Origin of the sequence: Flagellimonas lutimaris, from assembly GCF_003581615.1 — a bacterium.
Classification (GTDB): Bacteria; Bacteroidota; Bacteroidia; order Flavobacteriales; family Flavobacteriaceae; genus Flagellimonas; species Flagellimonas lutimaris.
This window is the reverse complement of sequence record NZ_QXFH01000076.1, coordinates 130,306-154,123: the sequence shown is the minus strand read 5'-3', so window position 1 is coordinate 154,123 and position 23,818 is coordinate 130,306. Positions and strand designations below refer to the sequence as shown.

Genomic DNA, 23,818 nt, shown 5'->3' with positions numbered 1-23,818 from the left:
TGTATTAAAGGTAAGCCATGGACTTTGGGGAATCCCATAGGTTTATGGATGTATTTGAGTTAGTTAAAAAAGGTGCCTTGTTTTAAGGCACCTTTTGAAGATGAACACTAGACCGAATTTTTAGTCTTTGTGCAATTGTGTACTGCCAAAATCAGGCTCTTCGTACAACTGGTAAACACCGATCTTACATGGAATGGCTCCACTGTCGTCACATGATTCTTGAACCATGGTGGATTGCCATCCTTGACCAGGGACATTATAGTAGGCCAAGCGGTCTACAGAATTGTCCTCAGTGGCAAAGGCCAGGCCGACCGCCAAAATGATGGCGAAGGCCGGTAAAACGATTTTTAAAAAATTTGTTTTCATGATATCAACTATTATGAATTATTGCCTACTCTTTTCTACAGTTTTTCGGCTTCCCCTGGCACTACGTAGTATCTTGATCAAGCAACTTTAGCTTGTTTTGTTTTCTGATGAGTAGAATGGCACAAAAGGCCAAGGCCATAAAGGTGAGGTTGAACAGGATGTGGTCCTGCCATCCCAGCATGGACAACACACCCCCACAGGAACAGGGGATGGAGTCACTGAATTGTAGTACAGCAGTGATATAAATGGTAAAGAACCCCAGTAGGAACAAGCTTGCGTATATGGCCAAGGTGCGATGCTTTTCGATGAGCAAAAGGCCAGCAATCACCAGCTCGGTAAAAGGAACTGTCCAGGTAAGCCAAGTTGCATATGGTGACAGGTAGGGCATTCGCTCCAATTGTGATTGAAAGGTGTCGAGCTGTACCAATTTGCTGGTGGCCGTATAAATAAACAGCACGCTCAAGACCAGGCCTATGGCATAAATGAGCTTTTGGTATGTTGTTGTCTTGGACATATCGTTTGAATGGATATGACAAAGTTCAGGGGTCTGAATTATTTATACGGGAGTTTCTGTTATCTGAAAGGGATTACCTAAATCGGCTATTGTATTTTATCGTCTTACCTGGCTGGGAGGAAGCCCATATTTTTCTTTAAAGGCCCTAGAGAAATGGGTAATGCTCTTGAAGCCCGTCATTCGGGCAATTTGTTTGAGGGAATGCTGGCTGTGTAGGATGAGGGTCTTGGCCTGCCGAAGCCTTTCTTGGGTCAGGAACCTGAAAACCGTGATGCCGTACATTTGCTTGAAACCATATTTCAATTTGTATTCGTTGGTGCCCATCTGGAGGGCAAGGTCCTTTAGTCTGGGCAGGTCATTCTCTAGATTGTTGATAATCATGTCATGGACATCCCTCATAATTTGAATGTCCTTGGGGCTTAATCGAACCTTGTGATCTTTTGTTCCCTTGGTGACCATGAGTTTGTTTGCGGCCTTCTCTTTTGGAAAGGGCTCTCCTTTGGAAAAGAATACGGTGTCCAGTAATATTTTGGATTCTTTTGTATTCAGGTTCTGAAAAACGGTAATATTACAGTCCTTGGTCAGCAATAGCCCTTTGGAGCTGACAAATTCCAGTTTTAAGACCGTTTCATGATATTCCTTTTTTAATAGTTTGGGCAGTTTCTGGTTCCACTTCTTTTGTGAGGGTTTGCTCAAAATATCGTTAAGCGGTTTTCCGATAAGGTCATTGGGCAGGCATTTCAGAAGGGAACATGAATTGTTGGTGACCATTTCGATACGACCATTGGAATCCAATAGTAAGGACAATTGTATCATATACTGAGGCGTGTGGTGCGCATTGGTAAAGCCTTGGTGTATGAAGGAGTCCCGCAACTCTTCATTGACCATATTGAGCATGACCACCAAAGAGGCGATATTGTCATTTTTTTCTTCCGGCTCCAAGCTGTAGAAAAAATTCCCTCTCGCCATTTCCAATAGCAATTGGTGGATACGTTTTACTCTGAAGTCATCGCTGTTTGGCATGGTAAGGGGTTTATGGGCTTTCCTGGTACTGTAGAAAACGCAGGGCCTCCGTTTTTTTGATGAATGATTTTGTTGGGACTTTTTGGGCATGGGTTCCCAAATATATGCTACTGATGACATCCGTGACTGGAGGGTCGACCAAGAAAGCTAAGGCCCTTATCCAAAGGGAACCCTCCAGTGCAAAATAATCCCGAGCGGGTTTGTCCACCTTTCTGACTTGCCGGATATCACAGAGCACGGGCATTTCCTTTCCCTTCTGAAGCATCATGCGGTCCTTGACGATGACCTGTGCCGCTTTGAGATCTATATATGGGACACGCTTATAAACGATATGCAGAAGCTCATCGGTCAACAGATAGACAGCGTAGGCATTCTCATGGGATTCTTTCATGTCTTGAAAACTGGTAATGGGTTGAACTTACAAAATTATTCCAACTGGATTTTGAGGATATCTGTTAGGTCTTTAATAAAAGGACTTTGGTTTATCCAAAAAGGATAATGTGTTATCTAAGAAGGATTATAACTGATTGCAATAGGTTGGAATCCTACAATTACCATTACTTTTTATGACAAATATGACCAATAGATATGGCAAAGATCAAGCAACACAATTTTTTGAACACCGTACACGAAGTGTTCACACAAGCAAGGGAAGCAGGGGTTTTGCACCTTTATGCCGGGGGAAACTCCTTTTCTGGCCGGACCATCGCCATCGATGGGAAGAATCTCTACCATTTTGGTACCACTGGGTATTTGGGACTGGAGCAAGACCCCAGATTGAAGAAGGCGGCTAAGGAGGCCATTGAACGATATGGTACCCAATTTCCATTGTCCAAATCCTATATTTCGAATCCATTGTATGGGGAACTGGAGCAATATATGGGGAAAGTGTACGATAATCCCATTATCATTACCAAAAACAGTACTCTGGGCCATATGGGAGTCATCCCCAGTGCCGTGGACGATGATGATGTGATCGTTTTGGACCACCAGGTGCATTGGAGCGTACAGAATGCGGCCAAGATGCTCAAGACGCGTAGTGTCCCCATTGAAATGATACGGCACAATAACCTGGAAATGTTGGAGGACAAAATCCGGAAATACCGCGGTTCGAAGCGAAAGATCTGGTATATGGCAGATGGTATATATTCCATGTACGGGGACTATGCTCCCGTTGCCGAATTGATGGAACTGTCCAAAAAATATCCTCAGTTGCATTTTTACTTTGATGATGTGCACGGGATGAGCTGGGTAGGCAAAAATGGTACGGGCTATGTGTTGGATCAATTAGGGGAGCTTCCTGAAAATGTGCTGCTTTTTGGGACACTGAGCAAGACCTTCGGGGCCAGTGGGGCCGTGTTGGCCTGCTCCAATCCTGAACTATATGACAAGATCAAGACCTTTGGTGGGCCGTTGACCTTCTCGGCCCAGTTGGAACCGGCATCGGTGGCGGCAGCCATTGCTTCGGCACAAATCCATTTGTCCCCGGAGATCTATGGGCTCCAGGCAGAGCTGCGCGAACGTATCGATTGTTTCAATTCATATCTTTCCAATACTGAACTGCCCCTGATCGATACCAATGAATCGCCTGTATTTTATATCGGGACGGGGATGCCCAAGACCGGTTACAATTTTGTAAACCGTTTGATACAGGACGGTTATTATGTCAATCTGGGTATTTTCCCTGCAGTACCGGTGAAGAACACAGGGGTGCGCATCACTATTTCAAGACACAACCAAAAGGAGGAGATCAAAAGCTTGGTGGACGCCATGGCATATCATTTTCCTAAGGCTTTGGAGGATACCCATACAAATACCGAACGGGTGTTCCATGCCTTCAAATTGAAACCCTTCAGATACATCAAAGCGAAGGAGCCTGCCGAACTTAAAATGGAAAACTTTGAATCCATTGTGGAGGTTGACAAAGTGCAATGGAATCGTTTTTTGGGAGGACAGGGCGTCTATGACTGGGATGGTCTAAGGTTTCTCGAGCAAGTCTTCCAAGGGCACAGCAAAAAGGAGCATAATTGGCTTTTTCTATATCTGATCATCAAGGATGGTGAGGGAGTGCCCGTCCTAATGACCTTTGTGACCCTGTCCCTGTGGAAAGACGATATGTTGGCGAATGCCGAGGTTTCCAAAAATATTGAAGAGCAACGAATGAAGGTTTCGTACCACTTGTCCTCTATGATACTATCCATGGGATGCCTTTTTACGGAAGGGAACCACCTATTTTGGGATGCCTCACATCCATTGGCCGAAAAGGCCAAGGTTTCTTTTTTGGAATGGTTGGAAGGAAGGGAACAGGATTTGGGTGCTAAGATGACGGTTTTACGCGATTTTCCCGAAGATACACTATGGCATGGGGACTTGTATGGACATGGCTTTCTAAGGATACGGATGCCAAATTCATGTTCGATTGATTTGATTAACATCCCTTCCATGGAAACCTATATCGTCCGTTTATCCTCAAGAAATAGACGCCACTTCCGCAAGGATGTGCAACCGTTTTTGGAGACTGTTTCGAGTACTGTACATGATTGTGTGGCCCAAGGGCAATTATCACAATTTAAAATGCTGTTTGAAGAAGTCCATGCCAGGAACCTCGGACTGAATACCTATACATTCCCAGATACGCTTTTTGAACATATGAACCAAAACCAATTATGGGAGTTTATTGTGCTGTGTCCCTTGAATGCACCGGAAAGGGTTTTGGGGGTCATGTTCTGTTATAAAAATACCGATCAAGTCTATGTTCCTGCCTTTGTGGGATTGGACTATGGACATTTGAAGACCTATGCCACCTATCGGCAACTTTTGTATCGCACCATTGAACGTGGCATTGCACTTGGTATGCGCAAAATAGATCTTGGGATGACCGCATCCTTTGAGAAGAGAAAGCTTGGGGCAATCGTTGAGGAAAAGTATGCCTATCTCCAGACCCGTGATAATTTCATTTTGGAGTTGCTCGGGGTGATGGAAGGTCAACGGTAAAGGTAAAGTTACCATGAAATACCAAAAACTGTTATCGGAATTTGAGGGACAATTGGAGTCCTTGGAGCAAGGGAACGGGGATATCCTTTTCAAAGCTGAGAAGGGGATCGTGCTGGTGGAAAAGTGTATCCGTAAACTTCAGAAACAGATTACGGGCAAGACATTCGAAAACCAGGCAGATGAGATATATTTCTTCAAGCATGTCAAGCCCCAGATTTTCAGCAAGCTTATTTATTATGTCCGTTTGTTCAATATTGAAAGCAAACGTCCCCGTGGCAAGAATGCTGCACAGGTCAAATATCTCCAGCAGCACATCGACAAGTTGCAGACCTTCTTTAACGATAACCTAGAGTTTTATAACTATTACCGCCGTGGTGCCATGTCCCTCGATGAGCAGTACTTTGTACGTGGTAACCGGGATTTGAGACTGCCCTTGGAATCCTTCCATTTTTTGATCGATGACCAGTTTTCCACCTGCCAGGACGGTACTGTGGCGACCATAATGGCCTATGATATGCTTATCGTTTATCTCAGAAAGGAGGTCGATGATCTCAACAATGCCCTTGAACCAGCAAAAAACACACCTATGGAAAAACCTTCTAAATTATTTTGGACGGGCAGCAAGACCGACCTTATCGAGCTCTTATATGCCTTGCATTCCAGCAGTTCCGTAAATAGTGGAACAGTTGAAATCAAAGAATTGGCCTCCCATTTTGAGCATTTTTACAATGTGGACCTGGGAAACTATTACCATACTTTTATTGATATCAGGTCGCGAAAAACCAGCAGAACGCGCTTTCTGGATAGGCTGATAGAAATGCTGAACCAACGAATGGATTCCCTTGAGGAATAAAACTATGGTATACCAAGTTGTTACCCACTTGGGAATTCAGCATTTCATTGGTATTTCAGCTTTGAATCCTTCATTGTTGGATTGTATTACGCATTTCAATGGTTTCAAAACGTACTGGATGGCCCCAAATTTTATGTGAGATAAAATCGTTCCCACCTAGGTACCAACTATGGATTTTTTTCCAAAAAGCTTTCTCAGTTTTGTTTCCGAAAGTCAAATCAGTGGAAGGGCCGTCAATTTGAATGAACCCAATGCAGCGGCCCTTTTTTTAAAAAATCAATACGAATGGGAGCAACTATTATTACCTCAGAGGACCTTATGGAATTCAAAATGGAACTCTTGGAGGACATCAAAGATCTATTGCAAAACAATGAGGGTCAGTCAGCAAAGAAATGGCTTAAGTCCAATGAAGTCAGGGAATTGTTGGGTATATCCCCTGGCACCCTCCAAAACTTAAGGATCAATGGCACCCTGCCCTATACCCGAATAGGCGGGATACTGTACTATGACCAAAGGGAAATCATGGAGGTGCTGGAACGCAATAAGGTCAACCCAAGATTCTAAAAAATTGGAGGACATCAATTATATCTCCCACTTGAATGGGATTTTTGGTCAATTTTCCAAGGACAGCCGTTTGAACCCCACCCACATCAGCCTGTACATGACCTTGTTCCATTTTTGGAACAGCTTCTACTTTAGACCGGAATTTTATATCAATAGGGCGGAGGTGATGCGTATATCCAAAATCGGTTCTACTGCCACTTATCACAGATGCATCAAAGAATTGAGCCATTGGAACTATATCGGGTACCAACCTTCACACAACCCTTTCAAGGGCAGCAAAGTCAAGATGTTCAATTTTGATACAAGTACTGAACAAGCAATGAACAACAACTGTGATCAAAATGAAACAAGTCCTGAACAAGCATTAATACCTATAAACAAACATATACAAAGCTTGAAAAACAAAAAAAATAGTGATACACGCGAAAATTTTAATCTTGATCCATCGTTTGATTCGCAGACCAAGGCCAAACCTGGTGAACTTGTTCAATTTCGGGACAACTTGAAAACAAGCGAAGGGAAGGACTATGGGGAACCGCTATGAAATTGGATTATCCACATATCATCACTGAAGGGAATACTACCTATCGTTTGGGCGAGCTTAAGGGGAATCAGGTGCTGTACAGTTTCGAAAAGATGCTGAAATACCTGGAGGCCAAGGGCAAACTCATGTTCGGGGATAATTTCAAGATTTATGAGGAAGACCATGGCCTATTGTTGCAATTGTGCAATTACATGATTCGTGATTACGACAGCTGTAAAAAATATGGTCTTGATCCCAATAAAGGTCTGCTGTTGAGCGGACCAGTGGGTTGTGGTAAGACCAGCCTCATGCGGCTCCTTAAGTTCTTGGTTCCCTACCAACGGCCCTATACCGTGATTCCTAGCCGGAACTTGGTGTTCGGCTTCAACCATATCGGATATAAGACCATATCAGATTATGGTGATGGTCAATACTTTTGCTTCGATGACCTTGGAGTGGAACCTTTAGGCAAGCATTTTGGCAAGGACTGCAATGTGATGGGTGAAATTCTACTTTCCCGCTATGAACTGTTTGTCAACCATCAGGTACGTACCCATTGCACCACCAATCTCAATGCCAAGGAACTGGAAGAGCGTTATGGAAAAAGGGTAAGAAGTCGAATGCGCCAGATGTTCAACTTGGTGGCCTTTGACCACAACAGCAAGGACAAAAGGAAGTGAATCAATTATTGTAAAAGGTTTTGGACCATCTGCGTTTGCTGGTTGAAAAGGAAATCAGAACCCTACCTATGCCAATGTTTTTCCTAAAAGCCTTTCTACAATTTGGAAGTCAATTTTCAAGCCATTTTTGACGACCATACCCTGAAAAATGACGTTTTGGTGCCATTGTGTTTTCAAATGCATTGGAGTTATCCACAGCAATATGTTGAACCCTCCTATTTTTTGATGGTGATCGCATACAATTGGCTGCAACGGGCCATAATAAAAAGGATATCAACAAATATCTGATATACAGATATTTAAGTGTGTTTTTGATGTACTTTTCCAGTAGTTGTAAATCATAGGTTATAAAATCGTTGCTACTATGAAAAAATCATTCTTCCCAACCATTTTCTTTTTATTTGCCACCAGTACCGTTTTGGCCCAAATTGGGGGCATTGAAGATTCTGTCAATGACATTTCCGATACCATCCGTGCCATCTTCCCCATCATCCTTGGGGTGATTTTTTTGGTGGGTTTCCTTTTCAATGCAGGACATTTCTTTGGTGAGAATTCAGACCTCAAAAAGGGGATAACCCGGGTACTTGTCTTTGTACTGATCGCGGGAGCTGTCGTTGGCATATTTACCTATCTCATCGGAATCGTTGTGTGATGAAAAAGTACACTGTATATCGAAATATACGTAAGCGCGCCATCATTTTCGGGCTGCCGGTTTCCCTGTTCGCGCTGCTAATGGTAGCCGTCATCGGTTCGTTATTGATCACCATTTTTTCATTCAGTTTTAGTGTCATCGTGGCCCTGCTGTTATTCAATGTCCTTTTATATGGGGCATTGATACAGTGGGTCAATAAACCTTTCCATATTAAAGTGGGACATACCTTTCCTTCCGTCATCAGCAATAAAAAATTAAGCCCTTTGTCCCATGTCTAAAATCAACTTCAATACATGTCATCCCATCTTGGACATTCAAAACCACGTGGTCTTTGCCAATAACGGGAATGTAGTGCTCGGTTATCGGTTGGAATTGGCTGAAGTGTACTCCTTGTCGGAATCGGATTTTGAAGAACTTCATGGGATTTGGTTCCAGGCTTTCAAATCCATGCCCAAAGGAACGGTCATCCATAAACAGGATATGTATCAAAAGCGGGGCTACCATGGGAATCAGCTTCCCAAGGAAACCTTTTTGCAAAGGGCGACCTATACTTATTTCAAGGGCAGGGACCACTTGCAACATCACAGCTATCTATTCTTTGTTCTACCTCTGGACAATAAGCTGAACGCTTCCAAATATGTAAACCCTTTTCGTAAAGTGGACAAGGGGTATCATCGGAAATTGGATGTGCAAGTGGCTTCATTTATAACTGCAGTGAACGATGCGGTCTCCTATATCAATAACACAAGGAGGATGAGTGTTGTTCCGATGGTGGCCCAAAGTATTCTTGACCATACCAACGATTACTTCAATGGTTTCAACCGTGATTTCGATACGGATATCCAGCTGGGTAAAGGACCCATTGCCATCGGAGACCACTATTTTGACGTAATGGCCCTTACCAATGAACGCTGTTTTGGAAATACTGTCCAAAGCAGTGTGCCCAACGATAAGTTAAGGACAGATGATTTTGTATTCCACCAAGGCTTTTTGGATGGAATCGGTCTAGAACTGAATGAGAATCACATCATCAACCAAATCATTTACTTGGATGACAAGCACAAGTGGATGAAGACATTGGAAAAGAAAATGGAGGAGCTTTCCAAGAGTTCCAACTTTGGGACTCGTAACAAGGCAGTGTTACAGAAGATCCGTCATATTGTCGATCAGATCAATCAAGACGACACCTCAAGGATTATTCGAGGCCATACGAACCTGGTCTATTGGCATTCGGAAGCGGATCAATTGAAAAGGATTGCTTCACAGATCAAGGCTGTTTTTAAAGAGTTGGACATTCTGCCATATCATCCCATGAGCGAGGAACGCAAACACTACTTTTTAAATTCCCATCCCTGCCATGTCACCCATTTTTCCAATGAAGATATGTATGTGACCGATTTGAAGCATGCGCTCTGTTTGTTTATCAATAACACAAATTATGGTTCGGACAGTACTGGAATAATCTTTAATGACCGTCAATACAATATTCCGGTGCTCAAGGATGTGTGGGATGAGGGGAAGCGACGTATCAAAGCCAGGAACTTTGCCATTTTCGCTCCGACCGGGGAAGGGAAATCCTTTTTGGCCAATAATATCCTCAGGCAATATTTCGAAGATGGTGTCCGGTTGGTCATTATCGACCTTGGTGGTTCTTATGCGAAGTTTGCCAAACTGTATCCGGACCAACATATCATACTGCGTTACGAACCTGGAAAGAACTTGGGAATCAATCCCTTTTATATATCGGGTGAAGCTGACCTGAACCCTGAGCGTTTGGAAGATCTGACCTTATTCCTCTTGGAACTGATGGCCGAAAATAAGGTAACCAAGGCCAAAGAAGTGGCACTAAAGAAGATCTTGCTGTACTATTACGGGTACATCAGGAAAGACCACTCCTTGGCTTCTCTGTACAACTTTGTTGACCGTCGAAAGGATACTTTGATTCAGGATTTAAAGCTGCAAGAATCCGATTTCAATGTGTATGGCTTTTTGCACATTCTTTCAGAATATGTGGATGACGGGCTTTATAGTTTTCTGTTCGCTGTGGACGAGGACCAGTCCTATATTTTGGAGGACAAACGCTTGATCGTATTTGAACTGGACGAGGTCAAGGACAACAAGGAAATCCTATCGGTAATGCTCAAGCTTATCAAGTCGGCCATTCTGCGCACCATATGGCGCAACCGTTCCCAACGCGGTATTATTCTTTTTGATGAGTTCGCCAAACAGTTGAAGTTTCCAAACGTGTTGGAGAGTGTAGAGTATTATTATCAGGCCATCCGAAAACAGAACGGGGCTATCGGGATCGTCTTGCAATCCATAAATCAATTACCCGAAAACGCTACCGCTGCCAGTATATTGGAGAATACACAGGTCATCTACAGCCTAAGGAACGAGAAAGGCTATGATGATCTTCAAAGGAGACTTCATCTTTCCTGCCACGACCTGAACCAACTCAAATCCATTAGGAACAATCTCATTGGGAATCAGAAATACACCGAAATATTTATCAAGATTGGCAAGGAAAGCAATGTGTTTCGTTTGGAAGTGCCCCCAGAGGTGTATGCCGCCTATCTGACCGATGGGGTGGAGAATGGTGAAATTATGGATCTCTATGATCAATATGGGGATATGGAGCATGCTATTGAAACATTTATTAATCAACAAAAGAAAACCCTATGAAAATGGATAAGAAACAAGCCCTATCGAAGAAAAGCAGGGTAATGGTCTTTGCACTGTCCTTGTCTTTTTTACTGCCAGCAGGTGCTACCTGCCAGGGGATGCCAGTGTACGACAACACGAACTTTATCAGTATGACCAAATCGCTGTTGGAGTCTGCCAAACAGACTTCGGAGCTTTTGAAGACCGTTGAGTTCTTGAAAGAACAGAAGGAGAACATTGTCAAGGTAAATAATGTTGTCAAGCAATTGAAGGCGGTACGTGAACTGGCACGGAACAATGAGACCTTGTTTCGGACGGTGCAAACGGATTTGAAAGCTATTTTAAATTCGCCCTATATCAAGGCCAGGGAAGTGGAACGGATATCAGAATCCTTTGAGGAGATTATAGACGCCGCTGTGACCGATCTTGATTTTGTGAACCAGGTTTTATCGAGTGACCTTTTCAAAATGACCGATGCAGAGCGAACGGCCATTTTGATGGAGAAGAAAGCCTTATCACAGGAAATGGTGGCCGAGTTGGAGGTCAAGACACGTCGTTATCGGGAGATTATCTCCTTTCGAAGGATGCAGGATATTATCAATCATCGGGAAAAAACGTTTTGATGATGGCTGGGTTCTTTTTGAGTATCGGATTGGAATATGTGGATGCGGTCTTTCAGACCATTAAGGACAGTGACTTTTCACAGTACACCATTGTTGGGATGAAGACCTTGGCCGTGTTGTTCTTCTTGGTCAACGTTTTGAAGAAATACAATGAGGGCATTGCCTCTACCGATGGTCATACCTGGGGTTTGACCCCGACGGAATTGGCCAAGAATTTTATAGTGGTGCTCTTGGTCATTTTCTCCACAGAGGTATTGGGGGTGTTCGATGGGATTTTGGTTGCCATTGAAACGCAATACCGGGACACGGCTCCGGCACTCCTCCCGTTGCAGTTACAAGATGTGGACTTGGAGCGGGATGTGGGTGCCTTGGAAGCCGCCAAGAAGGCCATGGCACTCTTGTACGATGCATTGGTTACCCCGTTGTACGGATTGAAGGTGTTGGCATTCATTGTTGGCGTGATTTTATGGCTCATGGATCTCTTTATTTATCCCTTGTTCTTGGCGGAACGCTACTTTTTGTTGGGTATCATGCAGGCCTTTTTTCCCTTGGTCATCAGTCTGGCCGTATTTGAAAGGTTCCGCACTTTGGCCTATAACTTTTTCAAGCTTTATGCCGGAGTCTATATGTTGGTGCCCGCCTTTTTCTTGGTGAATGTTTTTGTAAACAACCTCTATACGGAGATCAACACCAATTTCTGGGGCAATTTGTTCGGTTTTGATTGGGGCAGTGAGTTTTTCGCTTCCATCATCCAGTTGGGAACCATTGGGTTCATTGTATTGCTCAAGTTCAAATTGTACAGAAGGGCCACCAGCTTTACACTGAGATTGTTCACCGGATAATATATAACAACATGAAAACACCATTTAAAAACATACAAGTACAACTTCGGTTGAACCGATGGGTAGTACTTTCTGTGGTCATTGCCTCTGGTTTGGTCACTGTGGTTGCATTGATCCTTATGGCTAAAATTCATAGAGAGGCATTGGACAATGCCTTCATAATCAATGGGAATGGCAACGTCATTCCTTTGGTATGGGCGGATCAAAAACAAAATATGGAAGTGGAAGCACTGGCCCATTTGGAACAATTCCATCGTTGGTTCTATGGAGTGGATGCAGGAAGTTATGAGCGCAATATGGAAAGAGCCCTATGGTTGGGGAATGCCACGGTCGCAGAAGTCTATCAGCAAAAGAAGGCCAATGGCTTCTACAATAGATTGTTGCAGTATTCCCTGGTACAAAAGGTCGAGCGTATAGATTCCAAGATTGCTGTGCAACAGGATTCCATGACATTCCGAACCCGTATTATCATAGAGATCAACAGAGGTTCCGTTACGGATGTCTATGAATTGGTCACTACGGGGCGTTTGATACCGGTGGAACGAAATTTTCCACACAATCCACATGGATTGTTGATCACTGATTTTTTTGAAAACTCACTCCGTAAAATTAAAGGATATGAAACTACAGAAAAATAAGATTGTTTTTGTGCTGGTCATGGTCTGTGTCGTGCTGTTCATTGCGGTATATTCCATTATGACCTTTGGCCGGGATAAGGAACCTGAATTGGATCCTGAACGTATGCCTATCCCCGACCTGGAGGACTACCAGGTTGATTTTAGCACTAAACTGGAAGCTGTGGAGGCCATTAAAAAAGAAACTGAGACCAATGTACCGTCCATATATCCAGAACATATGGTGGATGAGAAGGGGTATTTCAACCCAGATTACATGGAGTATGAAAAGCATCGCATCATTGACAGTGTTTATCAATCCAAGACCTTTTATGACAGAGGTGTTCGTAAAGGAAGAAAAGATTCATTGCAGGCCATAGATCGAGCTGTGGACATCGAGCAAGATGGGGATGATATGGAGGTTGTCAAGTCAGAACAACCGCAGGAACTTGGACTTTCACATCAACTGTTCTTTGACTCACGACCACAATTACTGTTTGAACAGGTCGCTAGCGCCCACGTGGATGGGAGTCAAATTGTTGCGGATGGTCATCGTTTGTCCCTGAGGTTGGATTCGGACATTCAAATACATGGAAATCACTTTTCCAAAGGCCTGCGCATGTATGGATTCATAAAAATCAGGCCAAATCGTATCCTATTGGAGATTTTTAGGATAGGAGCACATAAGGTAACGCTAAAGGCCCATGATTTTCAGGATGGGCTGGAGGGTATCTATTTGGTGAACCGCTTGCGTGGTGAAGTCAAAGAAAGTGTTCTGGATGCTACCCTTGGAGATATCAACCTTCCTGGAATTCCTCAGGTTGGAAGCGTCAAACGAATTTTTCAAAGGAACAATAGATCTATCAAAGTGGAAATTCCCCATAACTATAAATTGATCCTAAAACCATGATTATGCATTTGAAACATATTTGTTTATGTAGCCTTGTCCTAATGCTTTCCATAGGGGCTTATGGCCAAAACACATTGGATACGCTATATGCCAATGACTACAAGAATGTGGCCTTGTTTTTTCCCAGCCCCATTCGGAAGGCGATAACAGGACATCAGAATTTTGTGTTTACCTACAATAGGGATCATGAAGCACATTACGGCCTACTGCAAGCGACGCCTGGACAAGAAAGTAATTTACTGGTGATTACCTCTGATGAATCGGTTTACAGTTATAACCTTGCGTATTCCAAGGATATTTCTAGATATAATTACTTTATAGGGCCCGATGATCATGTAGGACGCGCACGCCCCTTGTATGAAACCAAAAACAAATCCTATCAGGAAAAGGATGCATTGACCCAGGAAAAGGAATCATATCAAAGGATAAGTGAAATACTCCTGACGAAAAAGCCAGGACGTTTGGCTGTCCGCCGTAAAAAAGGAATGCTTTTTAGACTGGAGCATATGATTTATCAAGGGAAGCAAGTATATTTTGTCTTTCAAATCAGAAACCGGTCCGGAATTGATTTTGAGGTGGATACCTTAGACTTGAATATCATTTCTGGAAGTCAGAAAAAAAGAACCGCCTATCAGGAAAAGCCTCTGGGGATTTCCTATGTTTATAACCGTCCAGAGATTGTCAAGAAAGGAAAAATGAATCGGTTCGTTTACGTTGTGCCCAAGTTCGTATTGGGCGACAAAGAACGATTACAGGTAACTTTATATGAGTTAAACGGAAATAGGCTTCTTTCATTGATAAAGCCATGAGCAGGGAGCCTTTATCCCTCTTGTTTGACGATTATGGAAATTCACTTACCTATGTTCCCAGAATTCTAGGTTTTGTTCAACCCCAGGATTGCATCGTCATTTGCTTGAAATATGTCAGTTGCGGATTTATGTTTTTTCAACTTACCCTATATTTTGCTTACCCAAAACTTCTTTCAATGCAGCCATGTCATCACTAACTTTCCTGTCAATAATCTTTGCATAGTGTTGAGTGGTCCGTAGATTTTTATGTCCCAGCATTTGCCCCACGGTTTCTATGGGAACTCCATTGGAAAGCGTAACGGTGGTTGCAAAAGTGTGTCGCGCTAAATGGGTGGTCAAATTCTTTTTAATCCCGCAGAGATCTGCAATTTCCTTTAAATAGGCGTTGGACTTTTGATTGCTCAGTACGGGTAAAACACAATCCCCATTGATGACCTTCGGGTGGTTCTTGTATTTTTCCATTATGGATAATGCAGTTGGGAGTAGGGGAATGCCCAATCTGGATTTTGTTTTGGTACGTTGGGATTTTATCCAAAGACTACCGTCAATATGCTTTACAATATGTTCTGGATGTAATTTTTGGACATCAACATAGGAGAGGCCGGTGTAACAACAGAACACAAACATATCCCTTACAACATTGAGGCGTTCTCCTGTAATTTCCTTATCTACCAAAGCTTGTAGTTCTTCTTTGGATAGAAATTCACGCTCAACGGTTTTGAATTGAACTTTATAGTTGTAAAATGGGTCTTTACTGATCCATTCATGGGCAACTGCCATTCGGATGATTTTCTTAAAGTTGTTGATGTACTTCAACGCCGAATTGTGATTACATTTTTTATCGGTCTTTAGGAAGAATTCAAACCTTTTGATGAATTTCAAATCTACATCCCGGATAGGGATATCAGATTTTCGGAATTCGGTTTTGATAAATTCGGCCACATGGTTTCTTGTGGTATGATACCTTTTGTATGTCCCCAGGGCGAATTCAATATCAATCAGCTTCTTCATCTGTTGGTTATGCTCATCGAAGAGTTCCAACAACATCTTAACCCTTTTGTCGTTGCCTAAAAATTTATCCTTTACATCATGCACTGTGAAAAATTCACCTTCTTCTACCAATTCATGGTGAATCTTATTTATCTTATGACGAACAGTGGACATGAATCGATTTAATTCTTCTGCTTCAACGCCTTTTCCTTTCAATTTGTTCATTCTCGAGTCCCATTTTTCAGGATCGATCTTTCTATGAAGGCTTATTACAGATCGTTGACCATTTACGGTTAATCTAAGGTATAGTCCGGCTTTGCCGTTCTTATCGAGACGTTTGTCTTTAAGGTAAAATAAGACTGCAAATGAATTTGACATATTTTGGGTATCGATTTATGTCGATAAAGGTATGAAAAATAACTCTATGGAGTTTTGTAAACCATTAAAAAAGAATAAATTACAGAGAAATCGATACCTTTTTTAAATTTTTAGAATGGGTATCGATTTGGTTCCTTTTAAACTGATTTCATTTGAGTTTAAATGAAACTAAATAAAATAAAAAAACCTGTAAATCAATGACTTACAGGTTTGTTGTTTTGTTTTGATGGTCTTCTAGTGGAGCCGGAGGGATTCGAACCCTCGTCCAAACAAGCAATAACCACGCTTTCTACATGCTTAGTATCTGCTTAATTTTCGATGCATACCTGACCAGATACGGCCTAATATACACTTATCTTCTTTAGGTTTTAGAGGTGTCGCCAAAGCGAACGGACACCCTTGTGTTGACTTTTTTGGTGCTCCTAAACGAATCGCCGTCAACAAGGGCTATTCAGGAACATCTCGCTTCCCTACCTTGTAGGGACGAGGCAAATCCTACTATAATTCAGATTATGCGGCAAGAGCGTAATTATTTTCGCCAATTAAAAAGTGTGAAACATAAGATTAACGAGCTATATCCCAGCGCTCGACATGCTTACATCGCCATTGGTCTTGCTGTCAAAACCGGTCGGCCCCATAATGAGCTAGGTAAGCTTTGCTTACCGTAAACGAATTATGCCCTGAGCGAAGTCGAAGGGCCTAAACGTAACTCTCATTTTTTTATCAAAGAACTTAGCCTGCACAGAGCACAGTCGAAGTGTTGGCTTTTCCAAGACCTCGCTTCGCAATATCTTGGCCGGGCTATCGTCTGTACTAGGTACTTGACTCTATCCCTAACGCGGTCGGCAAAGGTAAACCATATCCATCAAACAATAAAAAGTTTGCTTACCCTTCCTATTACCCTTATTTTGGTCAACAATTATACCAAAATAATCTATGAAGTTCGGAATCATCAGGGAACGTAAAAATCCACCCGATCGTAGGGTAGTACTGTCACCAGAGGAATGTCAAAATGTCCTTTCCAAATTCCCCAAAGCCCAAATTTTTGTTGAATCATCACCAATTCGCGTATTTTCAGATAAAGAATACGCCGATAAGGGGCTCGAAGTTGTTCAAGATATGGAATCCTGTGAGGTGCTCTTGGGTGTAAAGGAAGTTCCGATAGAAGCATTGATTCCCAATAAAAAATATTTTTTCTTTTCACATACAATCAAAAAACAACCCTACAATAGAGAATTGCTCCAAGCTATTTTAGCAAAGAACATCGAATTGTACGACCACGAAGTCATAACCAATCAAAAGGGGAGTAGACTTGTAGCCTTTGGCCGTTATGCTGGAATTGTAGGTGCTTATAACGGATTTAGGGCCTACGGGTTAAAGTATAATTTGTTCCAATTGCCCAAAGCTGAAAGCTTGTTAGATCAACAGGCCTTAATATCGGAATTGAAGAACATAGGACTCCCGAACATCAAAATATTACTGACCGGAAGGGGAAGAGTGGGCAATGGAGCCAAGGAAATGCTCGATGCTATGGGGTTAAGAGAAGTTAGTGCCGATGATTATTTATCCAAAACTTTTAACGAACCCGTTTATTGCCAAATCGATGTTTCCCATTACGTTAAGCGCAAAGATGGGGTCAAAGGCAATAAAGCAGATTTTTTCCAAAACCCAGAAGCGTACAAGTCTAACTTTTTCCGCTTTGCCAAAGTAACGGATTTTTTTATCGCTGGTCATTTTTATGGCGATGGCGCTCCTTATTTATATACTCGGGAAGATGCCAAGCGGTCCGATTTCAAAATTAAGGTCGTGGCCGACATTAGTTGTGATATCGATGGTCCTGTAGCATCCACTATTCGTCCATCCACCATCGCAGAACCCATTTATGGGTATGACCCTGTTTCCGAAACAGAGACCGATTTTAAAAATGAAAACGCCATTGCTGTCATGGCTGTGGACAACTTACCATGTGAATTACCTCGTGATGCAAGCGTTGGTTTTGGAGAAGCATTCTCCAAATACGTGATTCCATCATTTTTTAATGAGGACAACGATGGTCTTCTGGACAGGGCACGCATGACCCAAAATGGGAAGCTGACCCCTCGGTACGCCTACCTTCAACACTATGTGGACGGTAAAGAATAGCCGTATACCCCAAAAAAGGCTCCAAAAGTTGGTAATGGGTTGTTTTTTAGTATATTGTATGTCCTAATTCTCAAAAGCCAGTGACGTTTAATTGGGTGTTTTCTGGAGATGACAATCCAGCACTGAAAAGAACCTGTATTGATTTGGAATACAGTCTAAGACCAAGAATCATGAGATTCCTGTTGTCCAGGTTCGATGTTGATGCCGATTTCACCAATTTCTATTTCGATGTGAATGTCGACAAACAGTGGGTGTCCATTTCAGACAAAACCCCAAAAGAATATGCCATAAAAATATCACCTGACTTTGATCAGGCAATCAATGGTTCTTCTTTTTCTTCCGTGGCATAAGCTATTCCTTTAATCTAATATTCCAAGTAACAATAGGATGTTCTTTTGGAGCAATATAAGCCCCTAATGCTTTTAGCTTTATTTGAAGGTCAGCTTTCTTTTCCAAGGTTTTGATATGAAGGGTTTTGGTGCTTCCCGCTGGTACGGTAAAAACAGGTGAACTCGAGTAGAAGGTATATGGCATTTGATTTTCAAAAATCAAGTCGCTACTGGTTACATTTTTTAAAGTAACCTCCAAAATCGAAGTGTTGTCAATGTATTTGGCCGTTTCTAATTTTAATGAAGCATTAAGTAAAGGAACCAGATTTTCTTTCTTCCCGACCAATAACGAATTGAACACGGCAACTGTTCTTCCTGCAAACAAAGCTTCTTTAAGGGATTTCTTGGTTTTTTCCCTGGCAAAGACAAGGGTAATAGGGCGGGTATGTCCTTTTTCTACATAATCCCAGTCAATAAGTCCATGGATATCGCTGGTCCCCATTATGGTCAGATTGTTTTCTAAGGCAAGGGCCAAAGACTCTTCCGAATAATCCCCGGTATTGATTACCTCTATTCCGTGCAACTCTCCTTTTTGGATTCGTTCTTTTTGAAAATCGCTAAGAATCGGATTACCTTTTGGTGATTGGGCATACCACGCAGGATGGTTCCAAAACACAAAGGCATCTTGTTTTTTAGCTTCGGCGAATGAATCTTCTGCATCATTTACCAGTAATTTGTTGGCATCTGCTATAAATATGGCATTGTTGTGTCCAATGGGTTTTTGTCGGGTAATTTCGGATCCATGGACCAAAAGCAAGTCATGGTCTTTAGCTTCTTTCAGGGCTATTTCGTAGGATCTATTCCTATCTGGGTGCGGGATATCTTCTTTATGGGGTTGGTACTCTATATGTTCGGTAAGGGAAATTACATCCAAATTATCTCTGAGTGCTTCCATCACCCTAATGTTGGGCCATACATTCCCATCGGAAAAAACAGTATGCTGGTGTAAATCTGTCTTCAATGTTTTGAATCCAGGTATGTCGGGAAAAGCAAGAGTCCTGGAACTTTGGTGCGAATGTTCTTGGGCAAAAAGAAATGAGGAGACAAGAAGTGCGATAAAAAACGGTTGGAATTTCATAATGATGGTTTTATCAAAACTATGAAACCTTGCAATGGGTTTCAATCATGAAGGAAACATTTTACAAACTGTTAACCTGATGGTAAAGTAGTTAGGTTGTTTTAGCTAGAAAATTGAGAGAAAACGAAATCACAATTAATAAATATTTAAGGGTTTGAAACGCTGTCAAACGCAAATTCCTTGCTAGGTTTGCCAGCTTAAAACCTCGGTAATTTGCACATCGATTTAATTATAGCGGCACTTTGGAGCCTTTCACCATTTGGGGAGGCCAAAGTGGGCATTCCATATGGCATGTACCAAGGAGTAAATGAATACTTGGTATTTATTGTTTGTTTTGGTGCTAATGTATTGGTGTTCCCTATGATGATGTTTTTTTTGGAGTACGTCAATCGTCATTTGGTCAAATGGCGATTCTATAAAAAATCTGCTGTTTTTGTAGGGCAAAGAGCCAAAAAAGGGTCAGGTAAAAAAATACAGCGCTTCGGGTTTTTGGGCATTGTACTCTTTGTAATGATTCCCTTACCAGGCACAGGGGTTTACGCGGGAAGTATTGCCGCCTATCTTTTTAAAATGAAAAAACGACAGGCATTTGCTGCGAACACTATCGGAATCTTCTTTTCTTCCGTTATTATTTGGGTGGCCACTTTGTTGTCCATGGAAGGAGCATAGTACTTTTTACTGCTTTAATATGGGCAGTTAAGCTTGGATTTATTTATTTTGCTTCCAATCTTTGACTTTTCACTAACCTAAAAGATTTCTATGGCTTCTGGTTTTTTTGCTGTTTTGGACGACATTTCTGCACTTATGGATGACGTGGCAACTATGAGTAAAGTTGCAACCAAGAAAACAGCTGGCATTTTAGGTGATGACTTGGCCGTAAATGCCGAAAAGGCTACTGGATTTCTGTCCAGCAGGGAAATTCCTGTGCTGTGGGCCATTACCAAAGGCTCTTTTTTAAACAAATTGATTATTCTTCCGATTGCATTTTTGTTGAGCGCCTATTTGCCCGTTGCCATTACGGTTATTTTGATTTTGGGAGGCGTGTATTTGGCCTATGAAGGCGCGGAGAAAGTGTACGAATATTTTTTTCACTCTAACGAAGAAGAACATATTGAAGACCCTATTGATATTCCTGAAGAGGAGTTGCCAGAACTGGAGAAGAAAAAAATAAAGCAGGCGATTATCACGGATTTTATACTCTCCATTGAGATAGTCATTATCGCATTGAGCACCGTGGTCAACGAACCTTTGACAATACGAATAGCAACAGTCTCCGTAGTAGCGCTATTGGCCACTGTTGGCGTGTACGGTATTGTGGCTTTAATTGTTCGGATGGACGATTATGGATATAGATTGATCAACCTAAATGGTGAACATGATAGTTTTTCTGATAAAGTGGGTAGGGCACTGGTGAATGCATTACCCATTATAATTAAATCACTTTCCATAATCGGAACTTTGGCCTTGCTATTGGTTTCTGGAGGAATCTTTATCCATAATATTGAATTTTTCCATCATTTGTTCCCAGGCCTGCCCACACTTCCGAAAGATTTTATTTTTGGGTTGGTCATTGGTTTCGTTGCACTTCTTTTGATGAAGCTGTTTAAAACGTTGTTCAAGCGTAAATAAAATCCAAGCTCTCTTGCATGAACCCAGCGGAAGATTATATCATCAACCAAGAAGAACCTTTCAAAAGCATATTGCTACAATTGCAGGTGTTGGTGGAAACTTCGGTTCCTAACTTGGAACTGAAATATAAATACCGACTGCCATTCTATTACCTAAACGGAAAACCTTTCTGCTACTTCAATGCTTCCCGAAAAAAAGGTTATGTGGATGTGGGCTTTTGGAGTTCGGCACATCTTTCTGTTCATTTGGATAAAATGATTACCGAAGGCAGAAAAGTAATGCGGTCACTCCGTTACTATACCTTGGAGGATATTGATGCTGAAGTTTTTGTGGCTGTCATCCAGGATGCGGAAGCTGTAAATCACAAAGGCTTCTGGAAATAATCAATTGGGTAACGGTTTTAAATCTACTTTTTTGGTTTTCAGTTTAAAGAAGGAAATCCAAAGCGACACAATACCCAGATTCAACCAAAGCAAATCCACGAGTAGGATGTGCTCATATTCATTCTGATAAGCCACCCAAAACCAGTTTCCCGTAGTAATCCCGTTTGCAATTGGAACCAACAATCCTATGATACCACCTGAAATCAAAGTCCATTTGTTGGTAAAGGCAATATTATTCTTAAAAATGAAAAATATAGAAACAACTAACCAAATCGGAAAATAGGTTTGGTACAAAAGGGTCATATTCACCTGTTCAGAAAATTTTACGATGATAAATTCCAAAGCGGTAACAGGTAGCATGCTCAGACAAATGGCCATATAAATATTGGCCACTTGTTGATTGAACTTTCTTCGTTTTTCTGGAATGTTCTTTTTATCGCGTGCCACGAGCCAAATCATAATCCCTGACAGAATCACAAAGCAGGAAACCAATCCCAGGATAAAGGATATCACTCGCAACCCATACCCTGCGTAATCGCCAAAGTGGAGACGGAACATCATGTTTTTAACACCATCCAAATATGAATTATTGGTGGTGGGCACTTTTTCCTGAGCAATGGAACCATCTACAATTTTGTAAATACGGTACCCCAATCCATTCAATTTGGTTTCATACCCCAAATAGCCACTAATGGAAGCATGCATATTTTTATCTCCGTAGTTGAAAATGTGTGTTTCCGTAACCCTAAAATCGCCCCAATCTGACTTCATTTCGTCAACATATTGGTCTAAATTGATGGTACTGTCCAATTTTTCGTTCTGGAATTCATAAACAGGGAGGTTGTACTCCAAATCTTTGTACAATTTGTTTTGGTCACCATCGTATAGCCCCATGACAACGGGAAGAATCAAAATGCCCTTGAGCAAAAAGAAAGCTCCCGTAACTGCATAAACAAACTGAAATGGAAAGCCGATAACGCCTAGAGCGGTATGAGCATCGGTCCAAATGGTTTTTAGCTTGGCCCAAGGTCTGAAGGTATAAAAATTAGAGACAATCTTGTTCCAATGCACCAAGATTCCAGTGATAATGGCGAACAGGAAAAAGAATGCTACCAATCCTGCCAAATATCTACCATAGGGGTAGGGGATTTGATCTAAAAAGTGAAGGCGGTATAAAAACTCGCCCAGATGATAATTACTTGCATAGGTGTCTGTTTTGGTTTTGGCAACAGGGTCCAAATAGAAGAATACAGGTGATTTGTCCTCTTCTAAAGCTAAGGAATCCTTTGCAGCACTCAAGTTGACAGAAATACTTCTTTCGTTGTAATAGTGCCTTAATTCCACATCCCGTCCGTATAGGTTGTAATTTTTGGAAAGGTCATTTAGATGCCCATCCACACTACCGGGCAATTCATCTTCTTGACTCACGGCATGCCCATGTTGCCAATTGGCAATTTCATCCCTGAAAAAAGAGAAGGAACCTGTAAAGAAAATTACATATAGTGCAACACTGATTACAATGCCACTTACGGTATGTGTGTGAAATAAAATGTTATAGATACGGTTTCCCATAGTTTAAACTTGGTTTCCAAAATAGAATATGACAAAGAGCACTAGGCTGGCCAAAAGGTAAATGCCCCATACTCTCCAGCCATTTTTGCCCAAAAAGGCAACCACCATTAAAACGGCCCAAAGAATAAAGGCCGAAAAAGTACTGGTAATGATAACGGCTGCGTGATTGAACCAACTGGCCAATGCCAAATGGAATAGGATTGCAACGATAAGCCCACCAAAAATGGCGGCGGTTATTTTAGCAAATCGTTGCCAAGGCGATGGGGTCAAGTATTTTTTGTTGGCTGGCATAGTTCAGAACAATAAGGATTCAAAAAGGATGGAGCATAAAAAAGGGACGCCCAAAAAACGGTAGTTCAGCAATCGTAAGGGGGCTAAAAGTATCACCAGACTGGCAATGGTCATTAAGAGGATAAAAAAAGTAAACGTCCCGGAACCTATTCCCCAGTAAAAACAGCTGAGCCCAAATGATAAAACCATTAGGGCCAAACTGGCATATTGAGATGTCTTTTTATGCGCACCAATCCATTTCTCAAAACCGAGGTTTCCTACTGCAGACATTTTTTTAGAAGTGTTGTACTGTAGATAAAAGGCGATAAAAGTGAGTAGAGAAATTCCGGTGACCATGC

The 23,818-nt window shown here is 41.9% G+C and carries 27 protein-coding genes and 1 other RNA gene; 18 read left to right on the top strand and 10 right to left on the bottom strand.

Going from position 1 to position 23,818, the window contains the following annotated elements:
* Window positions 1-120: 120 nt before the first annotated feature.
* The 4 genes from D2V08_RS13820 to D2V08_RS17225 form a co-directional block, all read right to left on the bottom strand.
* Window positions 121-366, bottom strand: coding sequence for a DUF6520 family protein (locus D2V08_RS13820; RefSeq protein WP_119608747.1), 246 nt, complete (start codon window positions 364-366; stop codon window positions 121-123).
* Between the two features lie 61 nt (window positions 367-427).
* A complete protein-coding gene (locus tag D2V08_RS13815; protein WP_119608746.1) occupies window positions 428-880 on the bottom strand; it encodes a MauE/DoxX family redox-associated membrane protein in 453 nt (150 codons plus the stop codon).
* 96 nt (window positions 881-976) lie between these two features.
* A complete protein-coding gene (locus D2V08_RS13810; RefSeq protein WP_182835557.1) occupies window positions 977-1,903 on the bottom strand; it encodes an AraC family transcriptional regulator in 927 nt (308 codons plus the stop codon).
* Between the two features lie 10 nt (window positions 1,904-1,913).
* Window positions 1,914-2,294: a DUF7793 family protein gene (locus tag D2V08_RS17225; protein ID WP_147374132.1), complete on the bottom strand. Its 381-nt coding sequence runs from the start codon at window positions 2,292-2,294 to the stop codon at window positions 1,914-1,916.
* A gap of 197 nt (window positions 2,295-2,491) precedes the next feature.
* Between D2V08_RS17225 and D2V08_RS13805 the strand changes: the two genes are divergently transcribed.
* The 13 genes from D2V08_RS13805 to D2V08_RS13745 all read left to right on the top strand — a co-directional run bounded on the left by D2V08_RS13805 (window position 2,492) and on the right by D2V08_RS13745 (window position 14,628).
* Window positions 2,492-4,897 (top strand): aminotransferase class I/II-fold pyridoxal phosphate-dependent enzyme, encoded by a 2,406-nt coding sequence (locus D2V08_RS13805; RefSeq protein ID WP_119608744.1) that lies wholly within the window; start codon window positions 2,492-2,494, stop codon window positions 4,895-4,897.
* A gap of 13 nt (window positions 4,898-4,910) precedes the next feature.
* Complete coding sequence (locus D2V08_RS13800) at window positions 4,911-5,750, top strand: RteC domain-containing protein (RefSeq protein ID WP_119608743.1); 840 nt, start codon at window positions 4,911-4,913, stop codon at window positions 5,748-5,750.
* A 285-nt stretch (window positions 5,751-6,035) separates the two neighbouring features.
* On the top strand, window positions 6,036-6,314 hold the full coding sequence (locus D2V08_RS13795; RefSeq protein ID WP_119608742.1) for a helix-turn-helix domain-containing protein: 279 nt from the start codon (window positions 6,036-6,038) through the stop codon (window positions 6,312-6,314).
* A 4-nt stretch (window positions 6,315-6,318) separates the two neighbouring features.
* On the top strand, window positions 6,319-6,858 hold the full coding sequence (locus D2V08_RS13790; RefSeq protein ID WP_119608741.1) for a hypothetical protein: 540 nt from the start codon (window positions 6,319-6,321) through the stop codon (window positions 6,856-6,858).
* The gene (locus D2V08_RS13785; protein WP_182835556.1) at window positions 6,855-7,517 is read left to right on the top strand and encodes an ATPase; all 663 of its coding nucleotides are present in this window, start codon (window positions 6,855-6,857) and stop codon (window positions 7,515-7,517) included. Before D2V08_RS13790 ends, D2V08_RS13785 begins: the two co-directional genes overlap by 4 nt.
* A gap of 364 nt (window positions 7,518-7,881) precedes the next feature.
* On the top strand, window positions 7,882-8,169 hold the full coding sequence (locus D2V08_RS13780) for a hypothetical protein (RefSeq protein WP_119608740.1): 288 nt from the start codon (window positions 7,882-7,884) through the stop codon (window positions 8,167-8,169).
* Window positions 8,169-8,447, top strand: coding sequence for a hypothetical protein (locus D2V08_RS13775; protein WP_119608739.1), 279 nt, complete (start codon window positions 8,169-8,171; stop codon window positions 8,445-8,447). The genes D2V08_RS13780 and D2V08_RS13775 overlap by 1 nt, the downstream gene beginning before the upstream one ends.
* Window positions 8,440-10,851 (top strand): TraG family conjugative transposon ATPase, encoded by a 2,412-nt coding sequence (locus D2V08_RS13770; RefSeq protein ID WP_119608738.1) that lies wholly within the window; start codon window positions 8,440-8,442, stop codon window positions 10,849-10,851. The genes D2V08_RS13775 and D2V08_RS13770 overlap by 8 nt, the downstream gene beginning before the upstream one ends.
* A 41-nt stretch (window positions 10,852-10,892) precedes the next feature.
* On the top strand, window positions 10,893-11,453 hold the full coding sequence (locus D2V08_RS13765) for a conjugal transfer protein (protein ID WP_500683415.1): 561 nt from the start codon (window positions 10,893-10,895) through the stop codon (window positions 11,451-11,453).
* A 2-nt stretch (window positions 11,454-11,455) separates the two neighbouring features.
* On the top strand, window positions 11,456-12,295 hold the full coding sequence (locus D2V08_RS13760) for a hypothetical protein (protein ID WP_119608736.1): 840 nt from the start codon (window positions 11,456-11,458) through the stop codon (window positions 12,293-12,295).
* An 11-nt stretch (window positions 12,296-12,306) separates the two neighbouring features.
* Window positions 12,307-12,933, top strand: a complete 627-nt coding sequence (locus tag D2V08_RS13755) for a conjugal transfer protein TraK (RefSeq protein WP_119608735.1) — start codon at window positions 12,307-12,309, stop codon at window positions 12,931-12,933.
* A complete protein-coding gene (gene traM / locus D2V08_RS13750; protein WP_119608734.1) occupies window positions 12,914-13,819 on the top strand; it encodes a conjugative transposon protein TraM in 906 nt (301 codons plus the stop codon). The genes D2V08_RS13755 and traM overlap by 20 nt, the downstream gene beginning before the upstream one ends.
* A gap of 2 nt (window positions 13,820-13,821) precedes the next feature.
* Window positions 13,822-14,628 (top strand): DUF4138 domain-containing protein, encoded by an 807-nt coding sequence (locus D2V08_RS13745; protein WP_182835555.1) that lies wholly within the window; start codon window positions 13,822-13,824, stop codon window positions 14,626-14,628.
* A gap of 141 nt (window positions 14,629-14,769) precedes the next feature.
* On the opposite strand, the gene D2V08_RS13740 is transcribed toward D2V08_RS13745, so the two are convergent.
* The gene (locus D2V08_RS13740) at window positions 14,770-15,996 is read right to left on the bottom strand and encodes a site-specific integrase (protein ID WP_119608732.1); all 1,227 of its coding nucleotides are present in this window, start codon (window positions 15,994-15,996) and stop codon (window positions 14,770-14,772) included.
* A 235-nt stretch (window positions 15,997-16,231) separates the two neighbouring features.
* Window positions 16,232-16,632, bottom strand: a transfer-messenger RNA (tmRNA) gene (gene ssrA / locus D2V08_RS13735).
* A gap of 300 nt (window positions 16,633-16,932) precedes the next feature.
* Here ssrA and D2V08_RS13730 point away from each other — a divergent pair.
* Both D2V08_RS13730 and D2V08_RS13725 read left to right on the top strand, forming a co-directional pair.
* Window positions 16,933-18,138, top strand: coding sequence for an NAD(P)-dependent oxidoreductase (locus D2V08_RS13730; protein WP_119608731.1), 1,206 nt, complete (start codon window positions 16,933-16,935; stop codon window positions 18,136-18,138).
* An 80-nt stretch (window positions 18,139-18,218) separates the two neighbouring features.
* Window positions 18,219-18,488 carry a hypothetical protein gene (locus tag D2V08_RS13725; RefSeq protein ID WP_220473407.1) on the top strand — a complete coding sequence of 90 codons (270 nt, stop codon included), beginning with the start codon at window positions 18,219-18,221 and terminating at the stop codon, window positions 18,486-18,488.
* A gap of 1 nt (window position 18,489) precedes the next feature.
* Here D2V08_RS13725 and D2V08_RS13720 read toward each other — a convergent pair whose 3' ends face one another.
* Window positions 18,490-19,605: an Sb-PDE family phosphodiesterase gene (locus tag D2V08_RS13720; protein ID WP_119608729.1), complete on the bottom strand. Its 1,116-nt coding sequence runs from the start codon at window positions 19,603-19,605 to the stop codon at window positions 18,490-18,492.
* Between the two features lie 213 nt (window positions 19,606-19,818).
* Between D2V08_RS13720 and D2V08_RS13715 the strand changes: the two genes are divergently transcribed.
* The 3 genes from D2V08_RS13715 (at window position 19,819) to D2V08_RS13705 (ending at window position 21,617) form a co-directional block, all read left to right on the top strand.
* A complete protein-coding gene (locus D2V08_RS13715; RefSeq protein ID WP_119608728.1) occupies window positions 19,819-20,274 on the top strand; it encodes a COG2426 family protein in 456 nt (151 codons plus the stop codon).
* 90 nt (window positions 20,275-20,364) lie between these two features.
* Entirely contained in the window at window positions 20,365-21,234 is an 870-nt protein-coding gene (locus D2V08_RS13710; protein ID WP_119608727.1) for a DUF808 domain-containing protein, read from the top strand.
* Between the two features lie 17 nt (window positions 21,235-21,251).
* The gene (locus D2V08_RS13705; RefSeq protein WP_119608726.1) at window positions 21,252-21,617 is read left to right on the top strand and encodes a DUF1801 domain-containing protein; all 366 of its coding nucleotides are present in this window, start codon (window positions 21,252-21,254) and stop codon (window positions 21,615-21,617) included.
* Here D2V08_RS13705 and D2V08_RS13700 read toward each other — a convergent pair whose 3' ends face one another.
* Genes D2V08_RS13700 through D2V08_RS13690 form a run of 3 tightly spaced genes read right to left on the bottom strand, consistent with a single transcriptional unit; the run spans window position 21,618 to window position 23,816 of the window.
* The gene (locus D2V08_RS13700) at window positions 21,618-23,189 is read right to left on the bottom strand and encodes a PepSY-associated TM helix domain-containing protein (RefSeq protein WP_119608725.1); all 1,572 of its coding nucleotides are present in this window, start codon (window positions 23,187-23,189) and stop codon (window positions 21,618-21,620) included.
* A gap of 3 nt (window positions 23,190-23,192) precedes the next feature.
* Entirely contained in the window at window positions 23,193-23,480 is a 288-nt protein-coding gene (locus tag D2V08_RS13695; protein ID WP_119608724.1) for a hypothetical protein, read from the bottom strand.
* A 3-nt stretch (window positions 23,481-23,483) separates the two neighbouring features.
* Window positions 23,484-23,816, bottom strand: a complete 333-nt coding sequence (locus tag D2V08_RS13690; RefSeq protein ID WP_119608723.1) for a hypothetical protein — start codon at window positions 23,814-23,816, stop codon at window positions 23,484-23,486.
* Window positions 23,817-23,818: the final 2 nt, after the last annotated feature.